This is a genomic window from Luteirhabdus pelagi (genome assembly GCF_016827595.1).
GTDB classification, from domain to species: Bacteria; Bacteroidota; Bacteroidia; order Flavobacteriales; family Flavobacteriaceae; genus Luteirhabdus; species Luteirhabdus pelagi.
Window position 1 is genome coordinate 229,123 of sequence record NZ_JAECMS010000003.1, and the last position, 23,153, is coordinate 252,275.

At 39.8% G+C, this 23,153-nt stretch carries 24 protein-coding genes; 11 read left to right on the forward strand and 13 right to left on the reverse strand.

What is annotated here, in order from left to right:
- Positions 1–19: 19 nt before the first annotated feature.
- A complete protein-coding gene (locus I4Q58_RS10285) occupies positions 20–967 on the reverse strand; it encodes an aldo/keto reductase (RefSeq protein WP_203295785.1) in 948 nt (315 codons plus the stop codon).
- A 59-nt stretch (positions 968–1,026) separates the two neighbouring features.
- Positions 1,027–1,230 carry an adenylosuccinate synthetase gene (locus I4Q58_RS10290; protein ID WP_236002889.1) on the reverse strand — a complete coding sequence of 68 codons (204 nt, stop codon included), beginning with the start codon at positions 1,228–1,230 and terminating at the stop codon, positions 1,027–1,029.
- Between the two features lie 144 nt (positions 1,231–1,374).
- On the opposite strand from I4Q58_RS10290, the gene I4Q58_RS10295 reads away from it, so the two are divergent.
- The 5 genes from I4Q58_RS10295 (at position 1,375) to I4Q58_RS10315 (ending at position 6,725) form a co-directional block, all read left to right on the forward strand.
- Positions 1,375–2,241 (forward strand): sigma-70 family RNA polymerase sigma factor, encoded by an 867-nt coding sequence (locus tag I4Q58_RS10295; RefSeq protein ID WP_203295786.1) that lies wholly within the window; start codon positions 1,375–1,377, stop codon positions 2,239–2,241.
- 83 nt (positions 2,242–2,324) lie between these two features.
- Entirely contained in the window at positions 2,325–4,157 is a 1,833-nt protein-coding gene (locus I4Q58_RS10300) for an SLC13 family permease (protein WP_203295787.1), read from the forward strand.
- 15 nt (positions 4,158–4,172) lie between these two features.
- The gene (locus I4Q58_RS10305) at positions 4,173–5,069 is read left to right on the forward strand and encodes a mechanosensitive ion channel family protein (RefSeq protein WP_203295788.1); all 897 of its coding nucleotides are present in this window, start codon (positions 4,173–4,175) and stop codon (positions 5,067–5,069) included.
- Between the two features lie 162 nt (positions 5,070–5,231).
- A complete protein-coding gene (locus tag I4Q58_RS10310; protein WP_203295789.1) occupies positions 5,232–6,074 on the forward strand; it encodes an OmpA/MotB family protein in 843 nt (280 codons plus the stop codon).
- Positions 6,075–6,359: 285 nt separating this feature from the next.
- Entirely contained in the window at positions 6,360–6,725 is a 366-nt protein-coding gene (locus tag I4Q58_RS10315) for a hypothetical protein (RefSeq protein ID WP_203295790.1), read from the forward strand.
- 45 nt (positions 6,726–6,770) lie between these two features.
- Here I4Q58_RS10315 and I4Q58_RS10320 read toward each other — a convergent pair whose 3' ends face one another.
- The gene (locus I4Q58_RS10320; protein WP_203295791.1) at positions 6,771–7,505 is read right to left on the reverse strand and encodes an SDR family oxidoreductase; all 735 of its coding nucleotides are present in this window, start codon (positions 7,503–7,505) and stop codon (positions 6,771–6,773) included.
- 71 nt (positions 7,506–7,576) lie between these two features.
- Between I4Q58_RS10320 and I4Q58_RS10325 the strand changes: the two genes are divergently transcribed.
- On the forward strand, positions 7,577–8,194 hold the full coding sequence (locus I4Q58_RS10325; RefSeq protein WP_203295792.1) for a M15 family metallopeptidase: 618 nt from the start codon (positions 7,577–7,579) through the stop codon (positions 8,192–8,194).
- Between the two features lies 1 nt (position 8,195).
- On the opposite strand, the gene I4Q58_RS10330 is transcribed toward I4Q58_RS10325, so the two are convergent.
- From I4Q58_RS10330 to I4Q58_RS10340, 3 genes are all read right to left on the reverse strand, one after another.
- Positions 8,196–8,810: a YqaA family protein gene (locus I4Q58_RS10330; RefSeq protein WP_203295793.1), complete on the reverse strand. Its 615-nt coding sequence runs from the start codon at positions 8,808–8,810 to the stop codon at positions 8,196–8,198.
- A 91-nt stretch (positions 8,811–8,901) separates the two neighbouring features.
- On the reverse strand, positions 8,902–10,467 hold the full coding sequence (locus I4Q58_RS10335) for a DEAD/DEAH box helicase (RefSeq protein ID WP_203295794.1): 1,566 nt from the start codon (positions 10,465–10,467) through the stop codon (positions 8,902–8,904).
- A gap of 103 nt (positions 10,468–10,570) precedes the next feature.
- Positions 10,571–11,347, reverse strand: a complete 777-nt coding sequence (locus tag I4Q58_RS10340) for a glycerophosphodiester phosphodiesterase (RefSeq protein ID WP_203295795.1) — start codon at positions 11,345–11,347, stop codon at positions 10,571–10,573.
- Positions 11,348–12,172: 825 nt separating this feature from the next.
- On the opposite strand from I4Q58_RS10340, the gene I4Q58_RS10345 reads away from it, so the two are divergent.
- The 3 genes from I4Q58_RS10345 (at position 12,173) to I4Q58_RS10355 (ending at position 14,339) form a co-directional block, all read left to right on the forward strand.
- On the forward strand, positions 12,173–12,463 hold the full coding sequence (locus tag I4Q58_RS10345) for a hypothetical protein (RefSeq protein ID WP_203295796.1): 291 nt from the start codon (positions 12,173–12,175) through the stop codon (positions 12,461–12,463).
- A 14-nt stretch (positions 12,464–12,477) separates the two neighbouring features.
- A complete protein-coding gene (locus I4Q58_RS10350; protein WP_203295797.1) occupies positions 12,478–13,722 on the forward strand; it encodes an APC family permease in 1,245 nt (414 codons plus the stop codon).
- 68 nt (positions 13,723–13,790) lie between these two features.
- Complete coding sequence (locus I4Q58_RS10355; protein WP_236002890.1) at positions 13,791–14,339, forward strand: ExbD/TolR family protein; 549 nt, start codon at positions 13,791–13,793, stop codon at positions 14,337–14,339.
- 1 nt (position 14,340) lies between these two features.
- Here the strand turns inward: I4Q58_RS10355 and I4Q58_RS10360 are convergent, their stop codons facing one another.
- The 7 genes from I4Q58_RS10360 to I4Q58_RS10390 all read right to left on the reverse strand — a co-directional run bounded on the left by I4Q58_RS10360 (position 14,341) and on the right by I4Q58_RS10390 (position 19,808).
- Entirely contained in the window at positions 14,341–14,541 is a 201-nt protein-coding gene (locus I4Q58_RS10360) for a helix-turn-helix transcriptional regulator (RefSeq protein WP_203295798.1), read from the reverse strand.
- Positions 14,541–14,987 carry a hypothetical protein gene (locus tag I4Q58_RS10365; RefSeq protein WP_203295799.1) on the reverse strand — a complete coding sequence of 149 codons (447 nt, stop codon included), beginning with the start codon at positions 14,985–14,987 and terminating at the stop codon, positions 14,541–14,543. The genes I4Q58_RS10360 and I4Q58_RS10365 overlap by 1 nt, the downstream gene beginning before the upstream one ends.
- Before the next feature lie 105 nt (positions 14,988–15,092).
- The gene (locus I4Q58_RS10370; RefSeq protein ID WP_203295800.1) at positions 15,093–15,884 is read right to left on the reverse strand and encodes a (Fe-S)-binding protein; all 792 of its coding nucleotides are present in this window, start codon (positions 15,882–15,884) and stop codon (positions 15,093–15,095) included.
- A gap of 6 nt (positions 15,885–15,890) precedes the next feature.
- Entirely contained in the window at positions 15,891–16,325 is a 435-nt protein-coding gene (locus tag I4Q58_RS10375; protein ID WP_203295801.1) for an LNS2 domain-containing protein, read from the reverse strand.
- Positions 16,325–17,656, reverse strand: a complete 1,332-nt coding sequence (locus tag I4Q58_RS10380; protein WP_203295909.1) for a (Fe-S)-binding protein — start codon at positions 17,654–17,656, stop codon at positions 16,325–16,327. Before I4Q58_RS10380 ends, I4Q58_RS10375 begins: the two co-directional genes overlap by 1 nt.
- Positions 17,657–17,664: 8 nt before the next feature.
- Positions 17,665–18,627: an MlaD family protein gene (locus I4Q58_RS10385; protein WP_203295802.1), complete on the reverse strand. Its 963-nt coding sequence runs from the start codon at positions 18,625–18,627 to the stop codon at positions 17,665–17,667.
- Between the two features lie 53 nt (positions 18,628–18,680).
- A complete protein-coding gene (locus tag I4Q58_RS10390) occupies positions 18,681–19,808 on the reverse strand; it encodes an N-acetylmuramoyl-L-alanine amidase family protein (RefSeq protein WP_203295803.1) in 1,128 nt (375 codons plus the stop codon).
- Between the two features lie 210 nt (positions 19,809–20,018).
- Here I4Q58_RS10390 and I4Q58_RS10395 point away from each other — a divergent pair, with 210 nt between their 5' ends.
- Positions 20,019–22,745 (forward strand): putative LPS assembly protein LptD, encoded by a 2,727-nt coding sequence (locus I4Q58_RS10395; RefSeq protein WP_203295804.1) that lies wholly within the window; start codon positions 20,019–20,021, stop codon positions 22,743–22,745.
- A 25-nt stretch (positions 22,746–22,770) separates the two neighbouring features.
- The gene (locus tag I4Q58_RS10400) at positions 22,771–23,151 is read left to right on the forward strand and encodes a RidA family protein (RefSeq protein ID WP_203295805.1); all 381 of its coding nucleotides are present in this window, start codon (positions 22,771–22,773) and stop codon (positions 23,149–23,151) included.
- Positions 23,152–23,153: the final 2 nt, after the last annotated feature.

Sequence of the window (23,153 nt, forward strand, 5' to 3'; positions counted from 1 at the left end):
TTTTGTTAAGAAATGGAAATTATTGGCCCGCCGCATCAAGACGATCTAGTTCCGTTATGGTCAATTCCATACGCACAGCTTCTTTTATTGCCTCTAGGTGTGACGTTTTTGTTGCACTGGCAATGGGAGCAGTTACTGTAGGTTGGTGAAGTAACCAAGCGAGGGAAACCGCAGCAGGAGAACTGGAATGGTCGTTGGCAACCTCTTTTAATACGTTGATAAACCCAAGTAGCTGTTCCGAATAATGTTTCTTTACATAATCGGTTCGTGAGGAGTTTTCGATATCCTGCTGAGAGGAATATTTTCCTGTCAATAATCCGCTTCCTAATGAAAAATAGGTAGCTACGCCTAATCCGTATTTCTCACAAACAGCTTCCAGCTCACCTTCATATTCTTTGCGAACCCAAGCATTGTAATGTGGTTGAAATACTCGATATTGTGGCAGGGATTCTCGTTTTGAAGTCTGAATAGATTGCTCTAAACGTTCTGCAGAGAAATTTGAAGCGCCGATATAGCGTACTTTTCCCGCTTCTATCAATTTTTGAAAGGCTGATAACGTTTCTTCTGGCGGCGTTGTTTCATCATCTTTATGCGCATAATACAGATCGATGTAATCGGTTTGCAATCTCCGAAGCGAGTCATCGACAGATTTTACAATATGCTTTTCTGAAATATCAATTCCGCCCTGGCCCATATCCATTCCTACTTTGGTGCAGATGGTGAATCGATCGCGATTTTTGCGAGATTTCATCCATTTGCCGATAAGCGCTTCCGATTCGCCTCCTGAATTACCATCAACCCATCGCGAATACACGTCGGCGGTATCGATGCAGTTTATTCCGAGTTCATCGATTTGATCGAGCATATCCATGGATTCCTTTTCGTTTAAGGTCCATCCAAATACATTTCCACCAAAGATGAGTGGTGATATTTCGAGTGCTGTTTTACCAAATTGTATCTGCTTCATAAAAAAGTTAGGTTTTGAATATACTACCGACTAAGGTTTTTGAGTTATAATTGAGGTTATTATTTATTTTTGTCTTGTTTTTTCGTTCGCACCCAAATGAACACCAAAAGTGCAAAAATGATAGGCAGGATGATGTAAATAATGATGTCTGCAGTAGAATTTAAATCGATTCCACTATTTTCTCCAGGTGTAGGAGTGCCAGTGGGTGTTTGGGCATGAATTTTGCTATATAAAAGCGCTGAAAGTAAGGTATAGCGAATCATAATTTTTAGCCAGATTTATTTCGATTGAAAATACAGATTGTGATGTGTTCCATCTAAAGTTTAACAAAAAATGTTAAGTATTTGGATTTTGTGAAAATATGTCATACTATACCGTGTTATTATTTTTAAAATTGGGATTTATATATGAGACAACTTAAAATTACGAAGCAGGTTACCAATAGGGAGACCAAATCCTTAAATAGCTACCTTCAAGATGTTAGTAAGATTGATATGATTACTGCAGAAGAGGAAGTGGAATTGGCACAACGAATAAAAGAGGGCGATCAATTAGCCTTGGAAAAGTTGACCCGAGCCAACCTTCGTTTCGTGATTTCGGTAGCAAAACAGTACCAAAATCAAGGGTTGAGCCTTTCCGACCTAATTAATGAAGGCAACGTGGGTCTAGTGAAGGCGGCAAAACGTTTTGATGAGACACGTGGATTTAAATTTATTTCATACGCTGTATGGTGGATTCGTCAGTCTATCCTACAAGCTATTGCTGAACAAGCTCGTGTGGTGCGTTTACCACTGAACAAAATCGGTGATATAAGTAAAATCAACAAAGCGGCCATTCACTTAGAGCAAGTGCATCAGCGCAAGCCTACGGCGGAAGAGATCGCAAAGGAATTGGATATTTCCGTTCGTAAGGTAAAGAGTAGCCTTAAAAACTCAACTAAGAGTTTATCGATGGATGCTCCCTTCCAAGAAGGCGAGAATGATAACAACCTTTATGACGTTATCAGTTCTGGTGAAAGTCCGAATCCTGATAAATCTTTAATTCATGAATCCTTGAAGATTGAGATTGATCGAGCGTTGGATACCCTCTCTCCTCGTGAAGCAGACGTCGTTCGTTTGAACTTCGGTTTGGGTGGTCAACCTGTCATGACACTTCAGGAAATTGGTGACACTTTCGATTTAAGTCGTGAGCGTGTGCGCCAGATTCGTGAAAAAGCGATTCGACGTTTACGTCAGCAATCCAAAAGCCACATCCTTAAGAAATATCTAGGATAACAGGCGCCCACATTTTAAGATTATATTATTAAAACGGGCCGTATTTCTACTGTATCTTTACGAGAGACCAATCGTAATGTTACATGACCGTAGAAATACTGCTCGTTTTTCTTATTTTGTTGATCACTATCATCCTCTTTGCATTCGAGGTATTTCCGGTCGATAAAATTGCTTTATTCATCATTGTTTCCCTAGCTGTACTAGGACTAGTAAAGCCCGAAGAAGCTATCTCAGGATTTTCTAATGCGGCTACCATAACCGTGCTGTCTTTGATGATAATCGCTATTGCCTTGGAAGATACTGGGGTAATTGCTACGCTAGCACGTTTCCTCAAAAATCTTCATGCCCTACCCTTGCTATTATTACTGCCCGTTTTTATGTTTATTACGGCTGGTATTTCGGCCTTTATCAGTACAACTGCGGTCGTAATCGTATTTATCAAGATCATCACTGAATTTTCAAAACGCTTCGATATTCCTGAAGCAAAAATACTGTTACCAATTTCCTTTGCAGGTATATTAGGTGGTAGTTGTACGTTAATGGGAACCTCGACCAATCTAATCGTAAATTCGATTGCACTGGATTTAGGCGCTGAAAAGTTTTCGTTTTTTGAATTCAGTTTGTACGGACTTGCCTTTCTTGGTGTTGCTATTGTACTTATTACGATTGCTTCACGATGGTTGCCCGCAAAGGAAAGTGTCGATATAGAAGAAGAATACGAACTGGAGAATTATGTAACCTCTGTAATAGTCACCCGCGATTCTGAACTTATCGGTAAGCGTATAGAAGACACATTTCTATTTAATGATGGTGAAATTTCATTATTGAAACTCACCAGAAACGGTCAGGTTAACAATGCACCAGGTCGATACATCGCATTAAACGCAGGTGATAAATTGTTGTTGATGTGCGATCTTGAGAACTTGATGCGCTTAAATGAATTTAAAGGCCTCGATATTCATGAAAAGGTCGTCATGGATGATACTGTATATGACTTAAGCAATAAACAGGAGGAAAAAGTTGAAGCTGAGGAAAATCCCGAAAATATTGCCTTTGCAGAATTATTGATTCTTCCGGGTTCCTTTCTAATTGGAAAAACTTTACGGCAAATTCGGAAGCAAAATGTACAGGGTGCGACACCCATTGCTATTCGGAAACGAAAAAACATCCGAAATACGAAAGATCGGCTTATTCGCAAGGATATGCACAAGATTGCCATTAAGCCGGGGGATCGCTTACTGGTTGAATTTCCAAAAGATGACGCTCCGCGCTTGGAGCAATTGGAAAATGTGGCAATTTTGAGAGAACATGAGCTTCCTGCTCAAAAAACTTCCATGAACAAATGGATAGCTTTTACAATACTACTTGTAACCGTCGGCCTTGCTGCAAGTGGCACGTTAAGCATCTTGATAAGCTCATTACTTGGTGTTGTTCTAATGTTACTTACAAATTGCATTCAACTTTCTGATGTATATCATAGGGTAAACTGGCAAGTAATCTTTTTATTAGCAGGTATGATTCCTTTGGGGGTTGCAATGCATAACACTGGGGCTGATAAATTTATCACCCAACACCTTTTGGATGTATTAAGCGGTCAGTCGAATGTCGTCATCATCGGATTGATTTTTTTGGTAACGATGATTATGAGCGGCTTTATTAGCAACAATGCCACTGCCATTATAATGACCCCGATAGCTATTTCGGTAGCGGCAGGTTTGAGTTTATCGCTTAAACCTTTTATATTATCAGTGCTGTTTGGAGCTAATTTTAGTTTCTTCACGCCTGTCGGCTATCAAACCAACACCCTTGTTTATGGTATGGGGTATTATAGATTTAGACATTTTTTAATCATTGGAGGAATTGTTTCCTTGGTTCTATGGATACTTGGAACCTTTATGTTATCCTCCTTATTATAATTTAAAATTGAAACTATGGATGAGAATACATTTTCAGTAAGCGATGCTTTCAACGGAATCTGGGACAAACTAGGGGGGTGGCTAGATGCCATCATCTTGAAGCTTCCCAACTTTCTATTGGCCATTTTGGTCATGGTTCTGTTTTACTTCATTGCCAAAGGAATCAGTAATCTAACAAAGAAATATTTATTACGAAAAATCGCCCAAGAATCGATTAAACAGATGCTTTCCAAATTGATTTTTGCCGTTATTTTTCTAATTGGCTTCTTCATCGCCTTGGGCGTTCTAGAACTCGATAAAGCGCTTACCTCTATCCTTGCTGGTGCTGGTGTGGTTGGTCTGGCAATCGGTCTAGCCTTACAGGGTACACTGGGGAACACCGTTTCAGGAGTGGTGCTATCCTTTCTTCCCAAGGTTAGGATTGGCGATTATATTGAATCTGGAGACAATAAAGGGTATGTAACCGAAATAAGCTTGCGGAACCTAGTTATTCGTCAACCAGATAACGAATACGTTATTATTCCCAATTCAACCTTTGTCGATAACCCCTTCAAAAACTACAGTTGGACAGACCGCTCCAGAATATCTGTCGGTTGTGGTGTCGGTTATGAAGATGACCTTCAAAAAGTGGAAGATTTAGTAGTACGTATCATCGGGGAGGCATTCGAGCAAAAGGATGGAGAGGAAATAGAATTTTTCTTCACCGAATTTGGTGATAGTTCTATCAACTTCATCACACGTTTTTGGATCGATAGTGTGAAACCTAAGCCAAAATTGGCAGCACAACATAAAGCTATCAAGATTATCAAGAAGCATTTCGATGCAGAAGGAATCAATATTCCGTTCCCTATCAGAACGTTGGATTTTGGGAAGAATAAGTTACAGATGGCTTCAAGGGAAGACTCCGAATAATCTTCACCTTTTTTCATGAATCAAAAGCGGGCTTGCGAGCTCGCTTTATTTATGTCTATTTTCTTTAAGGATTTTTAACAAAAGTATAGCACATCTTAACTGTAAACTTCGCTTTAAATGCAAGTATATTTGTCACTGTAACAAACCTTTAAACCTAGTATCATGAAGAAGTTAATTTCCCTAACCTTACTCTCAGGAGCTTTTATTTTCACTTCCTGTGTATCTAAGAAGAAGTATGCCGAATTGGAAAGTCAATATAACGACACGCGTTCCGAATTGGTAAAGACAAAAGTTGAAAAAGAAGAGATAGAAGAGAAATACGCGCGAATTGAAGAACGCGTTGCTGACTACAATTCTAAAATTCAATCCTTACGTGACACTAACGATGAACGTTTACAGCAATATGAAAATGTTGTAATTTCAAATAAGGATAAAGAGAAGATGAAAGCGGCACTTGCTAAAGTCGATCAAAATGAATTGGCCCAAGCCAAAACATTGGAAGATACGATGAATCTTATCATCTCTCACAATTTAAAGAAGAACTTAGATAATACATTAATCGCCGAGGGTGAAGAAGACGATATTCAAATTGATATCGATGAAACCGTGGTTATGATTACCGTATCAGACAAATTATTATTCAAATCCGGTAGTGCTCGTGTAAATCCAAAAGCGGATAACCTTTTACAGCGATTGGCAAATGTAATTAATAGTGAACCGGCTATGGAAGTAATGGTTGAAGGCCATACCGACTCGCAAACCGTGAAGCCTGGTTCCTACATCAAAGACAACTGGGAATTAAGTGTAGATCGTTCTACTGCCGTAATTCGTGAATTGCAGGATGGATATGGCGTAAACCCAGAAAAATTGATTGCTGCAGGTAGAAGTAGCTACCACCCACTTACCGAAAATGATTCGAAAGAAGGTAGAGCTACGAATAGACGCACACGTATAGTTATCTTACCAAACCTAGATAAATTTTTGGCCTTGTTGTCTGCAAATTAAGAAGCGGAACACCTACTTAAGAAAGCGACCCATGTGGTCGCTTTTTTTTACGTTTTTCTTTTCTTTTAATCTCCCATTTGAAATTAAGACTATTGAGAAATCCTTTCTAGCACACTAAAATAAAGGAATTTAATAGCTGGGAAAAACTGATGGAATTGTCTGAAATTTATATAATATAGATGGAGCAACACTTATTTAACGTGAATTAATATATTTTCTTAAAATTATGTTAATTAAAGGTTTTTATATGTATCTTTACTTTTCAAACCTAATCCCTATAATGCCATGGCATCCATTTATACATCAGATTTTTATGAGCTTTCGGCATATCCCCAATATGCCCTTTTAAAGGTATTCGAGAATGTTTTCCTAGATGAAGATAAAGTGCTCGATATTCAATCAAAGTTAAAGGAAATCTTTTCAAACAAACCCTTTGTCCTTATTTCAGATAGACAATTTAAGTATGACATCGATCTTTCGGTTTACAAGCTTCAGCTACCGAACATGAAGGGAATGGCGGTGGTTTCAGCCGACGACTATCATAGGGAGCGCGCCATTATGGAACAACCCCTGTTCAACAACAGCTTCGCATTTTTTTCAAAAATGGAAGATGCGGTAGCCTGGGCGTCAACTTTTTTGGTGCATAAATAAAAAACGCGCCGTAATCGACGCGCTTTCCTTATTACTACATACATCTTATTTTCTCGCACTAGGCGGAAGGGTTGGTCGTACTTCCACTTTGCTCGGTAATGTCCTAGGATGCATTGTCAATAAATCAATCACCAATTTTCCGATATCCTCTATTTGAATTTTCCAAGCTTCTTCTCCTTCATCAGGGTTATTACTATTAAAATGAGTAGATACACTTCCTGGCATTATGGTACTTACTTTTACGCCATGTTTTCGCAAATCCAACATAGCCGCTTGCGTAAAGCCCGTCAGTCCAAACTTGCTAGCATTATAGGCAGCGCCTCCAGCAAAGAAGTTGGTTCCCGCCAAACTTGAGATGGTGATATAATAACCTTTTTGCTTTTTTAATTCATCTAACGTAGCCTTCAACGTTAAAAAAGGACCCGTTAAATTAGTGTCGATAGTTTCCTTCCATTGTTCAGGAGTTAACTCCTCCACACTTCCAAAATGACCAAGGCCTGCATTGGCAATAACGATATCCAATTGTTGAAATTCCAATAAGGCTTTTGATACTGCATCTTCTTGCTCCTTTAAAGAATCGGCATTCGCCTTTATTCCTTTGACTTCTGCACCACTTTCAGCAAACTGCGAAAGCTTTTTAGCAGCTTCAGAAGCGTTTTCTTCACTCCTGCTGGTTATAACCACATTTAAGCCATGTTGTAGCAGCGATTTTGCAATTCCAAATCCAATTCCTTTCGTCCCCCCAGTAATGAGGGCTGTCTTTCCCATAATATCAGTCATACTTTTCGGTTTTCTACCAAAGATACTGATCGATACCCCCCTTCCCTGCTAAAAAACTATTAAATTTAGACATGTATCAAATCGGAATTTCCCTACTTCTTCTCTGTTTGCTAAATCCCTTCTTACATGAAGGAAATGCGCAAGAATTTACGATAATCAAAGATGCCAATCCTCCTTTCGCATATGACATTCGATATGCCACGACTGATAATTTCGTTGGAGAAATTTTATACGATTGTGCTATCTGCATGCTTCGTCCGGAAGTAGCGGAAGCCTTTCAAAAAGCAAACGCCTATTTCTGCGAAAAGGGATATCGTATCAAAATTTTTGATTGCTACAGACCGTATGATGTGCAAAAAGCGATGTGGGAAAAGGTTCCTAGAGCGACCTATGTTGCGAATCCATACGATGGTGGATCGGTTCATAACCGTGGGGCTGCTGTTGACATAACCTTGGAGACACTGGAGGGTTGTTATGTTGAAATGGGAACCGATTACGATTATTTCGGAAGAGAAGCGCATATTGATAATCGAAATTTTTCACAGGAAATACTCGATAATCGTGCTTTGTTAATTGAGGGAATGCGAAAGCATGGATTTCAAACCATACGGACAGAGTGGTGGCATTATGGCTATCAGAAGAACTGGCAGTATCCAATTGCCAATGAGCCTTTGCCATGCGATGATTAATCTACATGATGCTGAAAATGGCAACGCCATAAATGGCAAATCTGGCGAAGCGCAGCAATCCAAAAAGCAAATAATTCCGGAAACGATAGTTGATAGTTCCCGCTGCCATACTTGTCATTGAAAACGGTATGGGAAGCAAGGCTCCTACAATGATCAAGAAACCTCCCCATCGTTGAATGTTTTTTAAATGTTTCTTCATTCTACCTTCCATATAATTGAAGACAGAAGGAATATTCAAAATCCATTTTCCGATAAAATAACTTACGATCCCACCCAAATAAGAAAGCAAGGCTAATAAAGAAAGATAAATGACCGGCGCTGCCGTTTTATTAGACCAAGCAATAAATATTTCTGGTGGTATCAATCCCAGCACTGCCTCACTGGCAAAAAACACCAACAAGATGCTTACCGGTGGATACGTGGTCGTAACATGCGAAAAGAATTCACTAAAGTCGAAAAAGAAATAATCGACTACAAATAAGGCTGCGATAAATAGAATGATTGGGGGAAGCGCTTTTTTTAAGCTATTCCCCACAAAGGAATAAAATCCTGTTAGTGAATAATATTTATGAAGGCGCTTAATATTCTCGCCTGTACCTCTTTCTTTCTTTTTCATAGTTACCATAAGCTACAAAAATGCTGCCAATAGCAGTAGTTATTTGGGGTAAAATTAACGCTCGTTTCAACAGTTTAGTATTCCGATGAAGCTATTCTTCCTCAATCGGAGGATGCCCGTGGATTTTTTCAAACATAGCATCGAAATTTTCACGAATAAAGCTTCGCAATTTTTTTCGATAATCCTCTTTCAGCCATTTTACAAAGTTATGGGTGCTTTTACTGATGCACTTTGTGTACCGTTCAATACGATGGTCGATATCATCGCCTAATTCTTTTGCCAATATCAAAGCATCGAATTCATCTTCACTGTTTTCAATACAGATGGTGGCATGTTGCTCGATACTTCGCTCTAAGATCATTTTTGAACTCTCGCCATTTTTCACACACTCCGTATACGCTTTCTTTACATCAAAATATACTTCTTCACTATTGCTGAATTGTTCGCGAAGCTCCTCCGGCATTTCATACTTGAAGTTACCTTCAATCTCTTCGTCGTCCAGCAGATTATCCATAAAATGTTTCGGATACTGAAAAATACGTTGCCAGTCCAACTCTTCACCCCAAGCACCAAAGCGATAAAAGTTATTTCCTAAATCGATTACATTAAAAGTCGATTTATTATTGGTAATCCTAGATCCACGACCAATCATTTGATAATATAAGGTCAATGAACGCGTAGCACGATTCAAAATAATCGTTTCAACCGAAGGCTCATCAAAACCAGTAGTCAAGATACTTACGGAGGTTAAGATGGCATCGGGTGTATCGCGGAACCATTTCAAAATCGTCTTTCGCTCCTTTTTACTGGCCGTATTATCCAAATGCATGATCGGATAGCCCGCCCTTTTGAAGGTATCGTACACATATAGGGAAGTATTGATACCATTGTTGAAGATTAGCGTCTTTTTCCCTTTGCTTCGTTCTTCATACGCCTGAAGCAAACGGCTCAGCATATCGGTTCCCGTATACAAATCGTCGCTCGACTGAACGGTATAATCACCATTCGAACCGATAACTAAGGAACTCAACCCAACGTTATAAGAGTAATTTACTGCACGTGCTAAGAATTCATTATCGATAAGGTCTGGAATACTTTCACCAACAATCAATTCATCATAACGATCGTTCATAGGAAGTTCTATATTCGAACTCAACGGTGTTGCGGTTACCCCTAGGATAAAAGATTCATCGAAGTACTTAAAAAGCTTGGTAAAGGAATTATAGTGTGCCTCATCAATAATGACCAAACCAATATCGGATATGTCCAACATATTATCCCGAAGGCGGTTGTTAAGCGTTTCCACCATTGCCACGAAGCAACTATACTCATCTTGGTCGTCAAGATTTGCCGTACTATTGATAACCTTGTTAATAACACCAAATTCAGTGAGCATAGCAGAGGTCTGACGGCATAATTCGATACGATGCGTCATGACCAATACCTTTTTATTTCGTGTTCTTAGATACTGCCGAACGATCTCGGAAAAAATAACCGTTTTCCCACCTCCTGTTGGAAGTTGGTATAGCAGGTGATAATCGTCGGGTTTCTCTTCAAAACTCTTGAAGATCTTTTCGATAGCACCATGCTGATAGTTATATAAATCCTTATCGGTTTTCTTTTCAGTTAATATTTGGGAGCTCTCACTTTTCGCCATAGCGGGGTTTTGAAACAAGGATGCAAAAATAACACCTTTTAAGGGTTTTTGAAAATTTCAGCGAATAGATTTGGGATAATCGAAGCCTTGGTCTCAACCACTCTTAACGAAACAGTTGCATTGCTTTTTCGGGTACATCGGTGGTAACTCCAGATAGCCCTAAACGCTGTGCGGTTTTTAATTGCCAACTGCTATTTAGGGTGTAGGGAAAGAGGCCGATTTGATGTTTTTTGGCCCATTGCTGTTGACTAAAATTTGGAATGCCATCGATACCCAATATATCACTTCCTAACGCTTTTGCTTTTAGCAATGCTTCTTCCGACCAATCCTCTCCAACCAAATACTTGAGACGAATGCTTGACGATAGTTTTCGCATTTCTAGAAGTTCATTATAGTTGAAGGAGATGATCACTACTCCATCGATCATCGCTTCTTGTTGAACGATTTCAAATACGCTGGAAGCCATATTGCTTTCCTTGATTTCAATTTCTACATAAATACGATCCTTGCACAATTGAAGTGCTTGAGAAAGTGTCGGAATTGATACTTTACTATAAGTATCTCCAAATTGGTTAGCATAACCTGCCGAAACATCTTTTAATTCTGAATAGGCATACTCTGAAAGTTTTCCAATTACATTAGTGGTTCTATCCAAAGTACTATCATGAAGTAGCACCACCTTTCCATCTTTCGTATAGCGAACATCAAATTCTACATAGTCGGCCCCACTCTGGATAGCCTTCTCTATTGAAACGAGCGTATTTTCCGGTGCAATACTGGAATATCCACGGTGGGCACAGACAAGTGGTTTGTTATGCATAGGCTGTGGTTGAATGGCTAAAAGTATAGCGCATACCATAGCAAAGATATCCTTTCCCATTTCAATTTCTTTTACTTCCGAAAGTAAAATGGCGAGATGACTGCAAGGTTACCCCAAATTTATGGCTGTCTAAATTCTATCTTTTAAAGATTATATTATGGTGAAGTGGGAAATACAAATTCAATCAAAAACACTATTTTTTGTTAAAAATATGTTAAATTACTACCTTGCAATACAAAGTACTGTAACAAAAAAGGAAGTTGAACGTCATTTATACACAACACGAAATCAAACCTTTAAAACCAATTATTATGAGAACGCTAGACAGCAATCAACTTACTTCGAGAACAAAAGAATCGAAAAGCTACGAATGGAACCTTAGACGTCGATACCGATAATTGACCATCGCCTCACTACTTAATTCATCAATCAATCACTTAAACCACTTTGAAATGAGAACCTTAGACAGCAACCAAATCACTTCTAGATCGAAAGAATCGAAGAGTTACGAATGGAACCTTAGACGTCGATACCGATAATCGACCGTCGCCCCACTACTTCATCAATCAATCACTAAAAACGAACCGTTATGAAAATGCAGCGAAATGTTAGAAAGCGGCTCAAAAGCATTGCACAAAGACAACACATGTTTTGGTCTACCCGTGAACAAAACACCAATTGCGATGATCCGACCTTAATGACAACCAACCGATACGCCTTATAGAATGCTATAAGGAGATGAAAAGCCAGCCGTGTAAGCGTGCTGGCTTTTTTTATTCCTCTTCTTCGATATAATTAAAAAGCCATGTTATAGTTTGTTTATACGACGTTAAATAGTTCTTCAATCTCCTATTGAAACGGTATCTTAAGACAAAAGCAATCATTATGAGTACGAAAGAAAATAACAGCAAGGATACATCCTATAATAGCGACGTAACCAAACATGATCTTGAAATTCTTGGTCAGGATGAAGTACATGGTGACGGAGGCGATGATCAACAGCTTCGCGAACGCGCCCAAAAAGTAGATTTCTCCGGAAAAAAATTGGATGTACCAGGTCGCTCTCAAGCGAAAAAAGGAAGTGGTGCTAACAATTTGAAAGATGAGGAAAACAAACTTCATAGTCAAGGTGGCCCAACCAATGAAAATCTTGAACGTGACGATGCTGCCAATTAAACAATCTCTCCTAAATGAATAAAAGCAAACTCACTAAAAGTCTAGGCTTTTGGGATGTCTTGTTACTTGGAGTAGGTGGCGTGGTAGGGGCAGGAATATACGCCATCATCGGTCAAGCAACTGCACTTAGTGGGCCTTTAGTATGGATAAGTTTTGTTATTGCTGCTACAGTGGCATTACTTACTGGATTAACTTACGCCGAATTTGTAAGCCGTTTTCCAGATGCTGGTGGAAGTTATGAATATATTAAACAAGGAATGGGACCAAAAACCGCCATATTGATGTCAGTTTTTATGGCCTTCACGGGAATTGTGGCAGCGGCAGCTATTGCAATTAGTTTCGCTGAATATATATCCAAGATATGGGAGATACCCAATACTATTGCAATACTTAGCATTATCTCCTTAATGGGCTTTCTTAATATCATTGGTTCAAAATACAGTTCCTACTATAATGGTTTTGCCACTATCGTAACCTTACTTGGATTGGCCGCTATAATTGGGGTAAGCATTCCAGATTGGGGCTCCGAGGATATTCTTCATCTACATTCGAAGGTCGATTTATCAAGTATTCTTGCTGGTAGTGCATTAATATTCTTTAGTTATATTGGGTTCGAAGATTTGGTTAAGATGGCAGAGGAAACTAAAAACGCCAAAAAAAATATGCCCCGGGCTATCTTATTAAGTGGCTTGATTGTTTTGGTTTTATATGTGTTAATTGCCATTAGCAGTGTAAGCGTTATAAATTGGCAAGACCTCGCCGCTTCGGAAGGCCCATTAGTGGCTGTTATACAATCGAAATGGGGAAAGATTGGTGCCACTTTTCTTGCTGTGGTAGCCCTTTTTGCCACTAGCAAAACGATTCTGACTAATATTTTAGGAACTTCTCGTTTGTTGTATGATATGGCACGCGACAGTTCTATCTCTTGGTTAAAACGGCTTACAACGTTGTCTGGCTATGGAAATGCTCCCACCGTTGCAATTATCGTAATCTGTGTTTTGGCAATGGCTTTTGGGCTGATTGGAAACTTAACTGTAGTTGCATCTATTAGTAACATTTTTATCTTTCTAGTATTTGGAATGGTAAATATTGCTTTACTCCGATATCGGCATCACCATAAAGACAAGAAAAAACCAGAAGGGATTTTCAGAATACCAATTAATGTTCGAAACCTTCCAATACCCTCATTTCTAACATTATTACTACTTGCTATATTATTTGGTTTTAATATTTTTAATATCATTCAAGAAGGTTTTTAGACCATTTATCAATTATATATTATTGGCATTTTTATTGTGAGTAATTGAATACACTAAACTATTCAATTATGAAACGATCAGCACCTACCATTCAGGCCGGAAGTATGGCCGACATCGCGTTTTTATTATTAATTTTCTTTTTAGTAACCACTACCCTATCCAACGATAAGGGAATTGTTCGCGGCTTACCACAACCTTGTCCACCCGGCAGTGACTGTAATGTAAAGGTTGAAGAACAAAATCTTTTTGAAATCGCCATCAATGAAGCCGGCGAACTTTCCTTGAATGATGAAAAAGCGACCTACGATACGATTGAATCCTCACTTATAACCTTTATCGATAATAATGGTGATGGCAGTTGCGACTACTGCTCGGGAACGCAGGATAAAGACCTGTCTGATACTCCCTTGAAAGCATCCATTTCTATCAAACTTCACCCCAATGCTTCGTATAAGCATTATATCACGGTTCAGAACGAAATTACCTCAGCATATCTTTCCCTTCGGAAGAAGTATATAGCAAAGAAATTCAATAAAGCCGAAGATAAATTGACCGAAGCTGAACTGCAATCCGCCAAAGAAGCTTACCCTTTTCGCATTGTTGAAAATGAACTATAGTTTAATCCTCTTCCTCTAAACTGAAAAATTCATGAATCGGTTTGTTGAAGAGCTTGGAAAGTTTAAGGGCCAATACGGTTGAAGGAACGTAGCGGCCTTTTTCTATAGAACTGATGGTCTGCCTAGATACTCCTATCTTTTCGGCTAATTCCTCTTGTGTTAGGTCTAGAATGACACGTTGTACTTTTACGGTATTCTTCATCAGGAGCACTTTTTTAAAAATACTTTAAAGAACAACAGTTGCACCATTAACATAAATGCGATGGCCTGAAAGTAACTCATTTGAACTTCCGCTTCTTCAGGATTGAAGAGATATTCAACCGCATAAGTGACATATGGCTGAATTAAAACATATAATACTCCCATAATAAACGCAAACTGATACGAGCGCGAGCGTAGCATAGCGATGTATTCATCTTCAACTTTCTCCTTCGACAATGAAATTGTTAACAAACCCACTAAAATTAAGTTTAGGCATAAGCTCCGAATCCAGTCAGGTTCGGTTGTCATAAACTTTCTAGCAATCAATCCCACAAATGCAATAATAGCAATAGCTAGTCCTACCGTTTGATAGGATTGCGGCAACTGAAACCTCCGTAATTTTTCTGCCATTCGACGATCCCATTGGTATATTTCTTTTAAACCCATAACAAGCATATTTGACTATATGACAAATATACTATTTATTTTGTAAAATACACTTTACATTTTAAGATATTGAAAAACCCTGTGAGTCTACAGGGTTATACCTTTTTATAGATCTTCCGCTTGCGCAATAAGTTCAGCAATATCCATAACTGCCGTTTGGTCTTCCTTTTCCTTTCCTTTCACACCATCGGTCATCATGGTATTACAAAATGGGCAAGCAGCAGCAATGACGCTAGGATTTAGTCCTAATGCTTCCTCGGTACGCTCAATGTTCACATCTTTCTTCCCTTCCTCAGGCTCCTTGAACATTTGTGCTCCACCAGCACCGCAGCAAAGTCCACGCGACTTGCAACGCTTCATTTCGACTAATTCCACTTCAAGCTTTCGCAATAAATCACGAGGTGCTTCATATTCACCATTCGCTCGTCCTAAATAACAAGGGTCGTGAAACGTAATTTTCTTTCCCTTAAACTTTCCACCTTCAACCTTCAACCTGCCTTCTTCTAACAACGACTTCAAGAATTGGGTGTGGTGCATCACCTTATAGTTTCCACCCAATCCCGGATATTCATTTTTGATGGTATTGAAACAGTGCGGACAGGCCGTCACAATTTTTTCGATTTCATAGCCATTCAACACTTCGATATTGGTCATGGCCTGCATTTGAAACAGAAATTCGTTTCCGGCTCGCTTCGCGGGATCGCCCGTACAGCTTTCTTCGGTTCCCAATACGGCAAAATCGACACCCGCATTATGAAGTAATTTCACGAATGCCTTTGTTATCTTTTTTGCACGATCGTCGAAACTTCCGGCACAGCCCACCCAAAACAGCACTTCGGGTTTCTTTCCTTCCGCCATATATTCGGCCATTGTAGGCACTTGAATCGTTTCGTTCATATACTTTTAATCTTTAAAAACTTGTATGGTCACTTCCTTATCGACCAAATCGGTAAATTTTCCTTTATATCGTGTAGCCTTCACCAAGTGATTGTCAATCCAATGATAATTTCCTCCCCTTGGTTTCCCCATTAGTAATGAATGATATTTAAAGCCATGCTTATTTAGCCATTCCTCTGTCACTTTACGATGGTCTTCCGTTCTCGAGGTAAAAAAGCAAATCATATGTCCTTTCTCGTACCATCTATTTAGGGTTTTCAACGCATCGGGATATACTTTAGCGGTAGCCATTCGCTCGGGTTCCTCATTCGGAATATCATCGCAAATAGTTCCGTCGATATCAATTAAATAGTTCTTGATGCCTTTGGGCAGAACAGGACTTACATGTGCTCCTTCTTCTACCTTATCGTGCAGTAACTTTTCAACTTCTTCCTTTTTCATCAGGCTTCGTTTTTCCAGTTTAATCGGTCCATTTGGTTATACGGCCATGGCGCGCCATTGTTTTCGATATTGGTCATAGCAACATTCAGTTCGTTCGGGGCTGCACTCTGTTCCATCACAAGATATTGCCTCATATCCATAATAATAGACAGAGGGTCAATGCTCACTGGACACGCCTCGACACAAGCGTTACAGGTTGTACAGGCCCACAATTCCTCTCGTAGGATATAATCATCTAACAATTGTTTCCCATCATCTACGAACTTGCCATTCTTATTGATATTTGCGCCCACTTCCTCAAGTCGGTCGCGCGTATCCATCATGATTTTACGTGGTGAGAGCTTTTTTCCTGTCTGGTTCGCGGGACATTCACTCGTACAGCGTCCACATTCGGTACAGGTATACGCATTCAGTAACTGCACTTGGTTTAGGTCCATCACATCGCTAGCGCCGAATTTTTCAGGCTCTGCTCCTTCCTCTTCTGTTTCAGCTGGAGCTGCAAATGGGTCGGCATTTGGATCCATCATCAACTCGACTTCCTTCTTAACGCTTTCAAGGTTTTTAAACTGTCCTTTCGGCTGCACTCTTCCTAAATACACATTTGGAAATGCAAGTATGATATGAAGGTGTTTCGACCAGTATAGATAGTTTAGGAAAATAAGGATTCCCAAAATATGAAGCCACCAGGCTGTCCTCTCTATTGCAATTATGCTGCCTTCCGACATACCATCAAACAGTGGAGCAATGTATTGACTCACTGGAAAACTACCTGCCTGTACATAATGGTCGGCGCCCATTTGTTGAAGTTGTAGATCAGCTGCATTCATCGTAAGGAATAGCAACATTAAGACCATTTCAAAATACAGAATATAGTTGGCATCATTCTTTGGCCATGACGTCATTTCACGTGCCCAAAAACGTCTGATGCGCTGAATATTTCTACGTGTCCAAAAGAAAACGACACTTACAAACACCAACAGCGCCAATATTTCAAAAGAAGCGATCAACACATCATATACTGGTCCTAAAAAGGCAAAGATTCGATGCGTTCCGAAGATACCATCGATAATTATTTCAAGCACTTCAATATTGATAATGATAAAGCCTACATATACAATAACGTGCAGAATCCCTGCAATCGGACGTACCACCATTTTCGATTGTCCTAGTGCAATTCGAACTACATTATTCCAACGCTCTTTCTTATGGTCGCTTACATCTACATCGCGCCCTAGTTTCACATTTCGAATGATCTTTTTGATATTCATAGTGAAATAGCCGATACCGGCCGCAAGTGCAATAAGGAATAAAATGTTGGGTAGATAGTGCATCATCTATATTATTCTTCTGGTTGTTCGTACGGTTTTGGTTTTTTTCCGAAAAGTGAAAAGTGAACGTAGCGTTTCGGATTCAGTTTTAAGTCTTGAAGTAATTGCTCCAACTGACGCGAAGCACCTTCCAGGTTATTATAGAGTTGGTCGTCTTTCAACAATTTACCGATACTACCTTCACCATTTTCAACGCTACCCACAATCGCATTTAATTGTGCGGTTACTTCTTCAATATCTCGCACCATTTTTCCTGTTTCAATTTGTGCAAGGGAGTCTGATAAACGTGCGAAGTTCTTGGTAGTAACGTCTAGATTCGTAAAGGAACGGTTCAATTTCTCTTCATTATTCGCCAATAAGCGATCGGTTTTACCTGTAATTCCTTCTAAATTGGTTGTAATTCCCTCAAAACGTCCAGAGGCTCGGCTAATATTTGAAATAGCGGTCTTAAGATTGTTTCGCGTTTTTTCGTCAATTATATCATTAACACTAAGAAGAAGCGTATCTACCACAGCCAAGGTATTTTGTACTTTTTCCTCGAGTGGACCAAGGCGTTCGGCAACCGCATCTATCATACCCTTTTCTACACTTCCTGGCAAGGTATCGCCAGATTTAGCCATTTCCCCTTGGGAATATTCAGGAAAAACACCTAGCGATTTTCCGCCGATAAGTCCACTACTGTAGATACGGACCAAACTCCTTTTGGAAAAATCGAAATCCTTTTCGACTGTAAATTGAACTACCAACCCCCCTTTTTCGTTCGCAAAATCAATATTCTGCACTTTTCCAACCTTTAACCCATTAATGGTTACCGGAGCTGACTTTGCAAGTCCTTCCACATTTTGGTATTTCACATAAAAGGTACGTTGATTGGTAAGGAGATTGGTGCCTTTTAAATAGCTGTAGCCAAAAATGAACAGCAAAATAGCACCAATGGCAAGAATGCCGGTTTTAACTTCTCTAGATAATTTCAAATGATGGAGTTTGGTTACACAACAAAAGTAGCCATAAATATAGAAAAACCGCCTTACTTATCTTCCGATTTTAACACTTGAGATGGTTTCAGTTTCTTTCCATCCTTAAACGCAACGATATAGCAAGAGGCATACCCCTTTTCTCGTGCAAAGGTTTGCATTAATTGAATTTTGTTATAATCGGATGTGCTCCCGTAATAGTATTTATACAATTCCCCTTCTTTCTCTCGCGTTACATCTTTCAATCCCTTAAAGTTTTCGGGCTTCTCCTTAATCTTTTTCCCACTAGCGGCTAACTGTACTCGAAACGTTACATCAGGATAGATTTTCTCCTCAACGGTTGCTATGGCTTCATCTATCTCTTCCTCTTCCATCTTTGGCTCCTGCGCTTTAGGAGTAGCAATGGATAAACTGTTTTTGTAGCTAATAATGGCATCGGCAATCTCGTCGGCCATTTCATTTTGGCCTTTTTTAGAATTGAGATAAGATCCTTCATTTTTATTTGTAAGAAATCCTGTCTCAATCAATACACTTGGCATGTAGGTATTGTGCAATACCCAAAACCCAGCCTGTTTAACATCCCGGTTTTTTCGTTTTAATTTTTTGGTGAAGTTATTCTGAACCAAACTTGCTAGCAGTATACTTTGATCCAAATACTCCTCCTGCATTAAGGTAAGTCCGATAAGCGATTCAGGGGAACTCGGGTCGAAACCGGCATAGTTTTCTTCATAATTTTCCTCTAGAAAAATAACCTCGTTCTCTTTTTTGGCTACCTCGAAATTTGCTTGTGTTTTATGAAGTCCCAAAACAAATGTTTCGGTACCATATGCCGCACTGCTATGGGCATTGCAATGCACCGAAACGAAAAGGTCGGCATCGGCCTGGTTAGCGATAGCTGCTCGTCCGCGCAACGTCACGAAGGTGTCGTCATTTCGTGTATAGATTACTTGAATATCGGGATTCTTCTCTAAAATAGCTCCGACTTTCAACACGATACTAAGTGCTATCTCTGCTTCTTCGTAGCCGTTACCGCGGTTTCCAGAGTCATGTCCGCCATGTCCTGCATCCAACACCACAACAAAAGGTTTTCTGGTATCGTTATTGTGGTTGGCAACGGCAACGAAACCTACCAATAGTAGTAAAATTGAAAAGGTGAAGAGGTGAAGCCCAGTTCGTTTCATATAAATGGTAACGTTTTGAAGTATTCGTTATTTCAAAAATTCAGTCTAAAAAATTACAGCCCGAAAAATATGCTTAATTTTGGGGTTTCAAAAACCAAGCCAAGAACGGTTCGTAGTTGGACTGAAAGATACAGCAAAGTTGAAAAAATTTAAATGAAATTCGTGTGACACCGTCCCAAAATTTACGTCTGTTTTATAACACGGATATTCATGCTTCAAAATAGCCTAAAAGCATTGCAAACTGCCATCCACCGCATACTTTTTTTCTGTACGGTCCTGCTTTGGGGCAGCGTAACATTGCACGCACAGGACATTCCACCCAAAAATCAACCTGACTTACCAGCCGAGGAACAAGATTCTATTCCTTCAGAAGAGGAACCCATCGTGAATATTGCCGTTCAGGATTCGATAAAGAACGATAGCATTCAGCCAAAAAAAGAAATGTTGACTGATGTGGTAGACTATTACGGTGAAGATTACGTCTATATCGACCGTGAGGCAAAGAAGGTTTACATGTATAACAAAGCCTACGTTATTTATGGCGATATGCGAATTGACGCTGGACTCATCATCTTGGATTATAATAAAAATGAAGTCTACGCGAAGGGGATCGATAGCGCCGGAACATATACACAGAAACCAATTTTTGTACAAGCGGCCAATGAGGTTCGTCCGGATAGTATCCGTTTCAATTTCGATTCCGAAAAGGCATTGGTATACAACTCTAGAACCAATCAGAATAATTTCAACGTTATTGCAGAGGTGACCAAAAAAGTGAACGATTCCGTTGTCTTCTTACGGAATGTGAAGTTTACCACTTCAAAAAATATCGATGATCCCGAGTATTACTTTTATACACGAAAGGCCAAATTTGTACCGAAGAAAAAAATTGTGACAGGGCTTACCAATATGTATATCGCAGATGTACCGACGCCCATCGGATTACCTTTTGCCTATTTTCCGCTTACGGAAGACCGAACGTCAGGGTTTATAATCCCTACCATCGGTGAACAAAACAGACGTGGATTTTTCTTTCAGAATGGAGGATATTATTTTGCTTTAAGCGATTATGTGGATTTAACCGTCTTAGGCGATTATTACACAAATGGTAGTTATGGGTTTAGAGTAGAATCATCCTATGCGCTTCGCTATAAATTTCGGGGAAATTTAAGTTTCAGGTATGAAAACCTAATCAATAGTGAAAGAGGGTTCCCAGAATTCAGTCAAAGTTCGGTGTATAACTTGCGGTGGAACCACACCCAGGATCAAAAGGCGAGTCCGAGTTCTCGCTTTTCAGCCTCGGTTAACTTAGGTAGTAGCCGCTATTACCAACAGTCGATTAACCAAACCAATAATGCAAGTGCCTTGGTGAACACCCTGAGCTCATCGGTTTCCTATTCCAAGACTTTTGAAGGTGAGCCGCAGGTTAATCTCTCAGTTGCTGCCACCCATTCCCAAAACACCAACACACAGACCATCAATATGTCGCTGCCCAATTTCAACGGAAGCGTTTCAAGGATTTATCCGTTTGCTCCTGCCAACGGAGCGAAAAAGGGAATCATTCAAAATATCAACTTCCAATATGATGTAGCCGCCGAGAATCGTATTCAAACAGTCGATTCATTATTCTTTAAGTCCGAAATGTTCGATAATGCCCAAATTGGCGCACGACATACTATTCCTATTAATACGAATTTCAAAATCCTGAACTACATCAGTGCTTCCGCCAATACCCGACTTCAGGAAACATGGACGGCCCGTACTTTTGAACGGCGCTACGACCCCAACATCAACGAAGGGTTAGGGGGTGAAGTAATCGACACCATAAACGGTTTCGATCGCTATGCCACGTATAATTTTTCCACTAGTTTGGGGACAACGATTTATGGAACCTTCAATTTTGGTGAAGACAAAAAAATTCAAGCATTACGGCACGTCGTACGACCCTCCATAAGTTATAATGTAAATCCTGGGTTTGATCAGTTCTACGATGAATATCGCGTTCCCAATACGGCAGATCCAGCTGTAGATGAGGACATCATCACCTATTCCCGTTTCCAGAATACACTATATGGGGCGCCCGGACAGAATTATTCCAGCAGCATCGGGATGGCACTTAGCAATACACTAGAGGCCAAGGTTCGCGATCGCGATACTACTGCTACTGAACCAAAGAAAGTGAAACTACTAAATAACTTGAATTTCTCCACCTCTTATAACCTTGCTGGGGATTCGCTTCAATGGAGCCCGCTTAATTTTACCGGTAGTATTCCAATTGTAGAGAAACTGGATTTTAACTTCAATGGTCGTTTGGACCCATATGCATTGAATAACAGCAATCAGCGAATTGATGAATTCAACATCAACAATGGCGGGAGTTTGTTTCGTTTAACAGGCGCGAATGTTAGTATTAACTATTCCTTCTCGAGCAGGGATTTTGAAGGAGAAGAGGAAACCACCAATCGGCTTGATGATGAGACTTTTCGAAACGGTGGACGGCCCGATGATCTTTTCGGCGAGACAACCAATATAAACAGCGGTGCTATTTATGATGAAGATGATGATACCGAGTCGGTTACCAATAGCGATTGGTATAACTTCGATATTCCATGGGACTTGCGCTTAGCCTATACTATTACGTACTCGAACAATAGGCGCGAAGATGAAATTTCTTCACAATCCTTGATGTTTAGTAGTAATCTGGAGCTTTCACCGCGCTGGAAAGTAGGTGTTTCCTCTGGATATGACTTTAAGAATAAAGGCGTTACCTTAACACAGTTCCGGTTTCAACGCGATTTAGAAAGTTGGCAAATGAGTTTCAACTGGACACCTATAGGCAGTATTAACACTTCTTGGTATTTCTTTATCGGAATTAAATCTTCCGTTCTTAGCGATATCAAATACGATAAGCGACGCGAACCGGATCAACAACTATAATGTTTCACAATACAATATTTATATCATGAAAAAGATTATTCATACTCCCAATGCCCCAGCACCGATAGGACCGTATAATCAAGCCGTACAACTTGGCGATATGCTTTACACTTCTGGGCAGATTGCGATAAATCCTGAAACTGGCGAATTGGAACTTGGCGATATCCAGCACGAGACAAAACTCGTAATGGAAAACTTAAAGGCTGTTTTGGCAGCGGCCCATATGGACTTTAGCCATGTTATTAAGAGTAGCATCTTCGTAAGCGATATGAATAATTTTGCCAGTATCAATGAAGTGTACGGGTCGTATTTTAATGATGAAGAAGCACCTGCAAGAGAAACCGTGGAAGTCGCCAATTTACCGAAGTTTGTGAACGTTGAAATCTCGATGATCGCTTCGTTATAAGC

Bases quoted from the DNA above. Each gene is read 5' to 3' on its own strand.
- I4Q58_RS10285 (WP_203295785.1), bottom strand. From the start codon at position 967: ATGAAGCAGATACAATTTGGTAAAACAGCACTCGAAATATCACCACTC.
- I4Q58_RS10290 (WP_236002889.1), bottom strand. From the start codon at position 1,230: ATGATTCGCTATACCTTACTTTCAGCGCTTTTATATAGCAAAATTCAT.
- I4Q58_RS10295 (WP_203295786.1), top strand. From the start codon at position 1,375: ATGAGACAACTTAAAATTACGAAGCAGGTTACCAATAGGGAGACCAAA.
- I4Q58_RS10300 (WP_203295787.1), top strand. From the start codon at position 2,325: ATGACCGTAGAAATACTGCTCGTTTTTCTTATTTTGTTGATCACTATC.
- I4Q58_RS10305 (WP_203295788.1), top strand. From the start codon at position 4,173: ATGGATGAGAATACATTTTCAGTAAGCGATGCTTTCAACGGAATCTGG.
- I4Q58_RS10310 (WP_203295789.1), top strand. From the start codon at position 5,232: ATGAAGAAGTTAATTTCCCTAACCTTACTCTCAGGAGCTTTTATTTTC.
- I4Q58_RS10315 (WP_203295790.1), top strand. From the start codon at position 6,360: ATGGCATCCATTTATACATCAGATTTTTATGAGCTTTCGGCATATCCC.
- I4Q58_RS10320 (WP_203295791.1), bottom strand. From the start codon at position 7,505: ATGACTGATATTATGGGAAAGACAGCCCTCATTACTGGGGGGACGAAA.
- I4Q58_RS10325 (WP_203295792.1), top strand. From the start codon at position 7,577: ATGTATCAAATCGGAATTTCCCTACTTCTTCTCTGTTTGCTAAATCCC.
- I4Q58_RS10330 (WP_203295793.1), bottom strand. From the start codon at position 8,810: ATGAAAAAGAAAGAAAGAGGTACAGGCGAGAATATTAAGCGCCTTCAT.
- I4Q58_RS10335 (WP_203295794.1), bottom strand. From the start codon at position 10,467: ATGGCGAAAAGTGAGAGCTCCCAAATATTAACTGAAAAGAAAACCGAT.
- I4Q58_RS10340 (WP_203295795.1), bottom strand. From the start codon at position 11,347: ATGGGAAAGGATATCTTTGCTATGGTATGCGCTATACTTTTAGCCATT.
- I4Q58_RS10345 (WP_203295796.1), top strand. From the start codon at position 12,173: ATGAGTACGAAAGAAAATAACAGCAAGGATACATCCTATAATAGCGAC.
- I4Q58_RS10350 (WP_203295797.1), top strand. From the start codon at position 12,478: ATGAATAAAAGCAAACTCACTAAAAGTCTAGGCTTTTGGGATGTCTTG.
- I4Q58_RS10355 (WP_236002890.1), top strand. From the start codon at position 13,791: ATGAAACGATCAGCACCTACCATTCAGGCCGGAAGTATGGCCGACATC.
- I4Q58_RS10360 (WP_203295798.1), bottom strand. From the start codon at position 14,541: ATGAAGAATACCGTAAAAGTACAACGTGTCATTCTAGACCTAACACAA.
- I4Q58_RS10365 (WP_203295799.1), bottom strand. From the start codon at position 14,987: ATGGGTTTAAAAGAAATATACCAATGGGATCGTCGAATGGCAGAAAAA.
- I4Q58_RS10370 (WP_203295800.1), bottom strand. From the start codon at position 15,884: ATGAACGAAACGATTCAAGTGCCTACAATGGCCGAATATATGGCGGAA.
- I4Q58_RS10375 (WP_203295801.1), bottom strand. From the start codon at position 16,325: ATGAAAAAGGAAGAAGTTGAAAAGTTACTGCACGATAAGGTAGAAGAA.
- I4Q58_RS10380 (WP_203295909.1), bottom strand. From the start codon at position 17,656: ATGCACTATCTACCCAACATTTTATTCCTTATTGCACTTGCGGCCGGT.
- I4Q58_RS10390 (WP_203295803.1), bottom strand. From the start codon at position 19,808: ATGAAACGAACTGGGCTTCACCTCTTCACCTTTTCAATTTTACTACTA.
- I4Q58_RS10395 (WP_203295804.1), top strand. From the start codon at position 20,019: ATGCTTCAAAATAGCCTAAAAGCATTGCAAACTGCCATCCACCGCATA.
- I4Q58_RS10400 (WP_203295805.1), top strand. From the start codon at position 22,771: ATGAAAAAGATTATTCATACTCCCAATGCCCCAGCACCGATAGGACCG.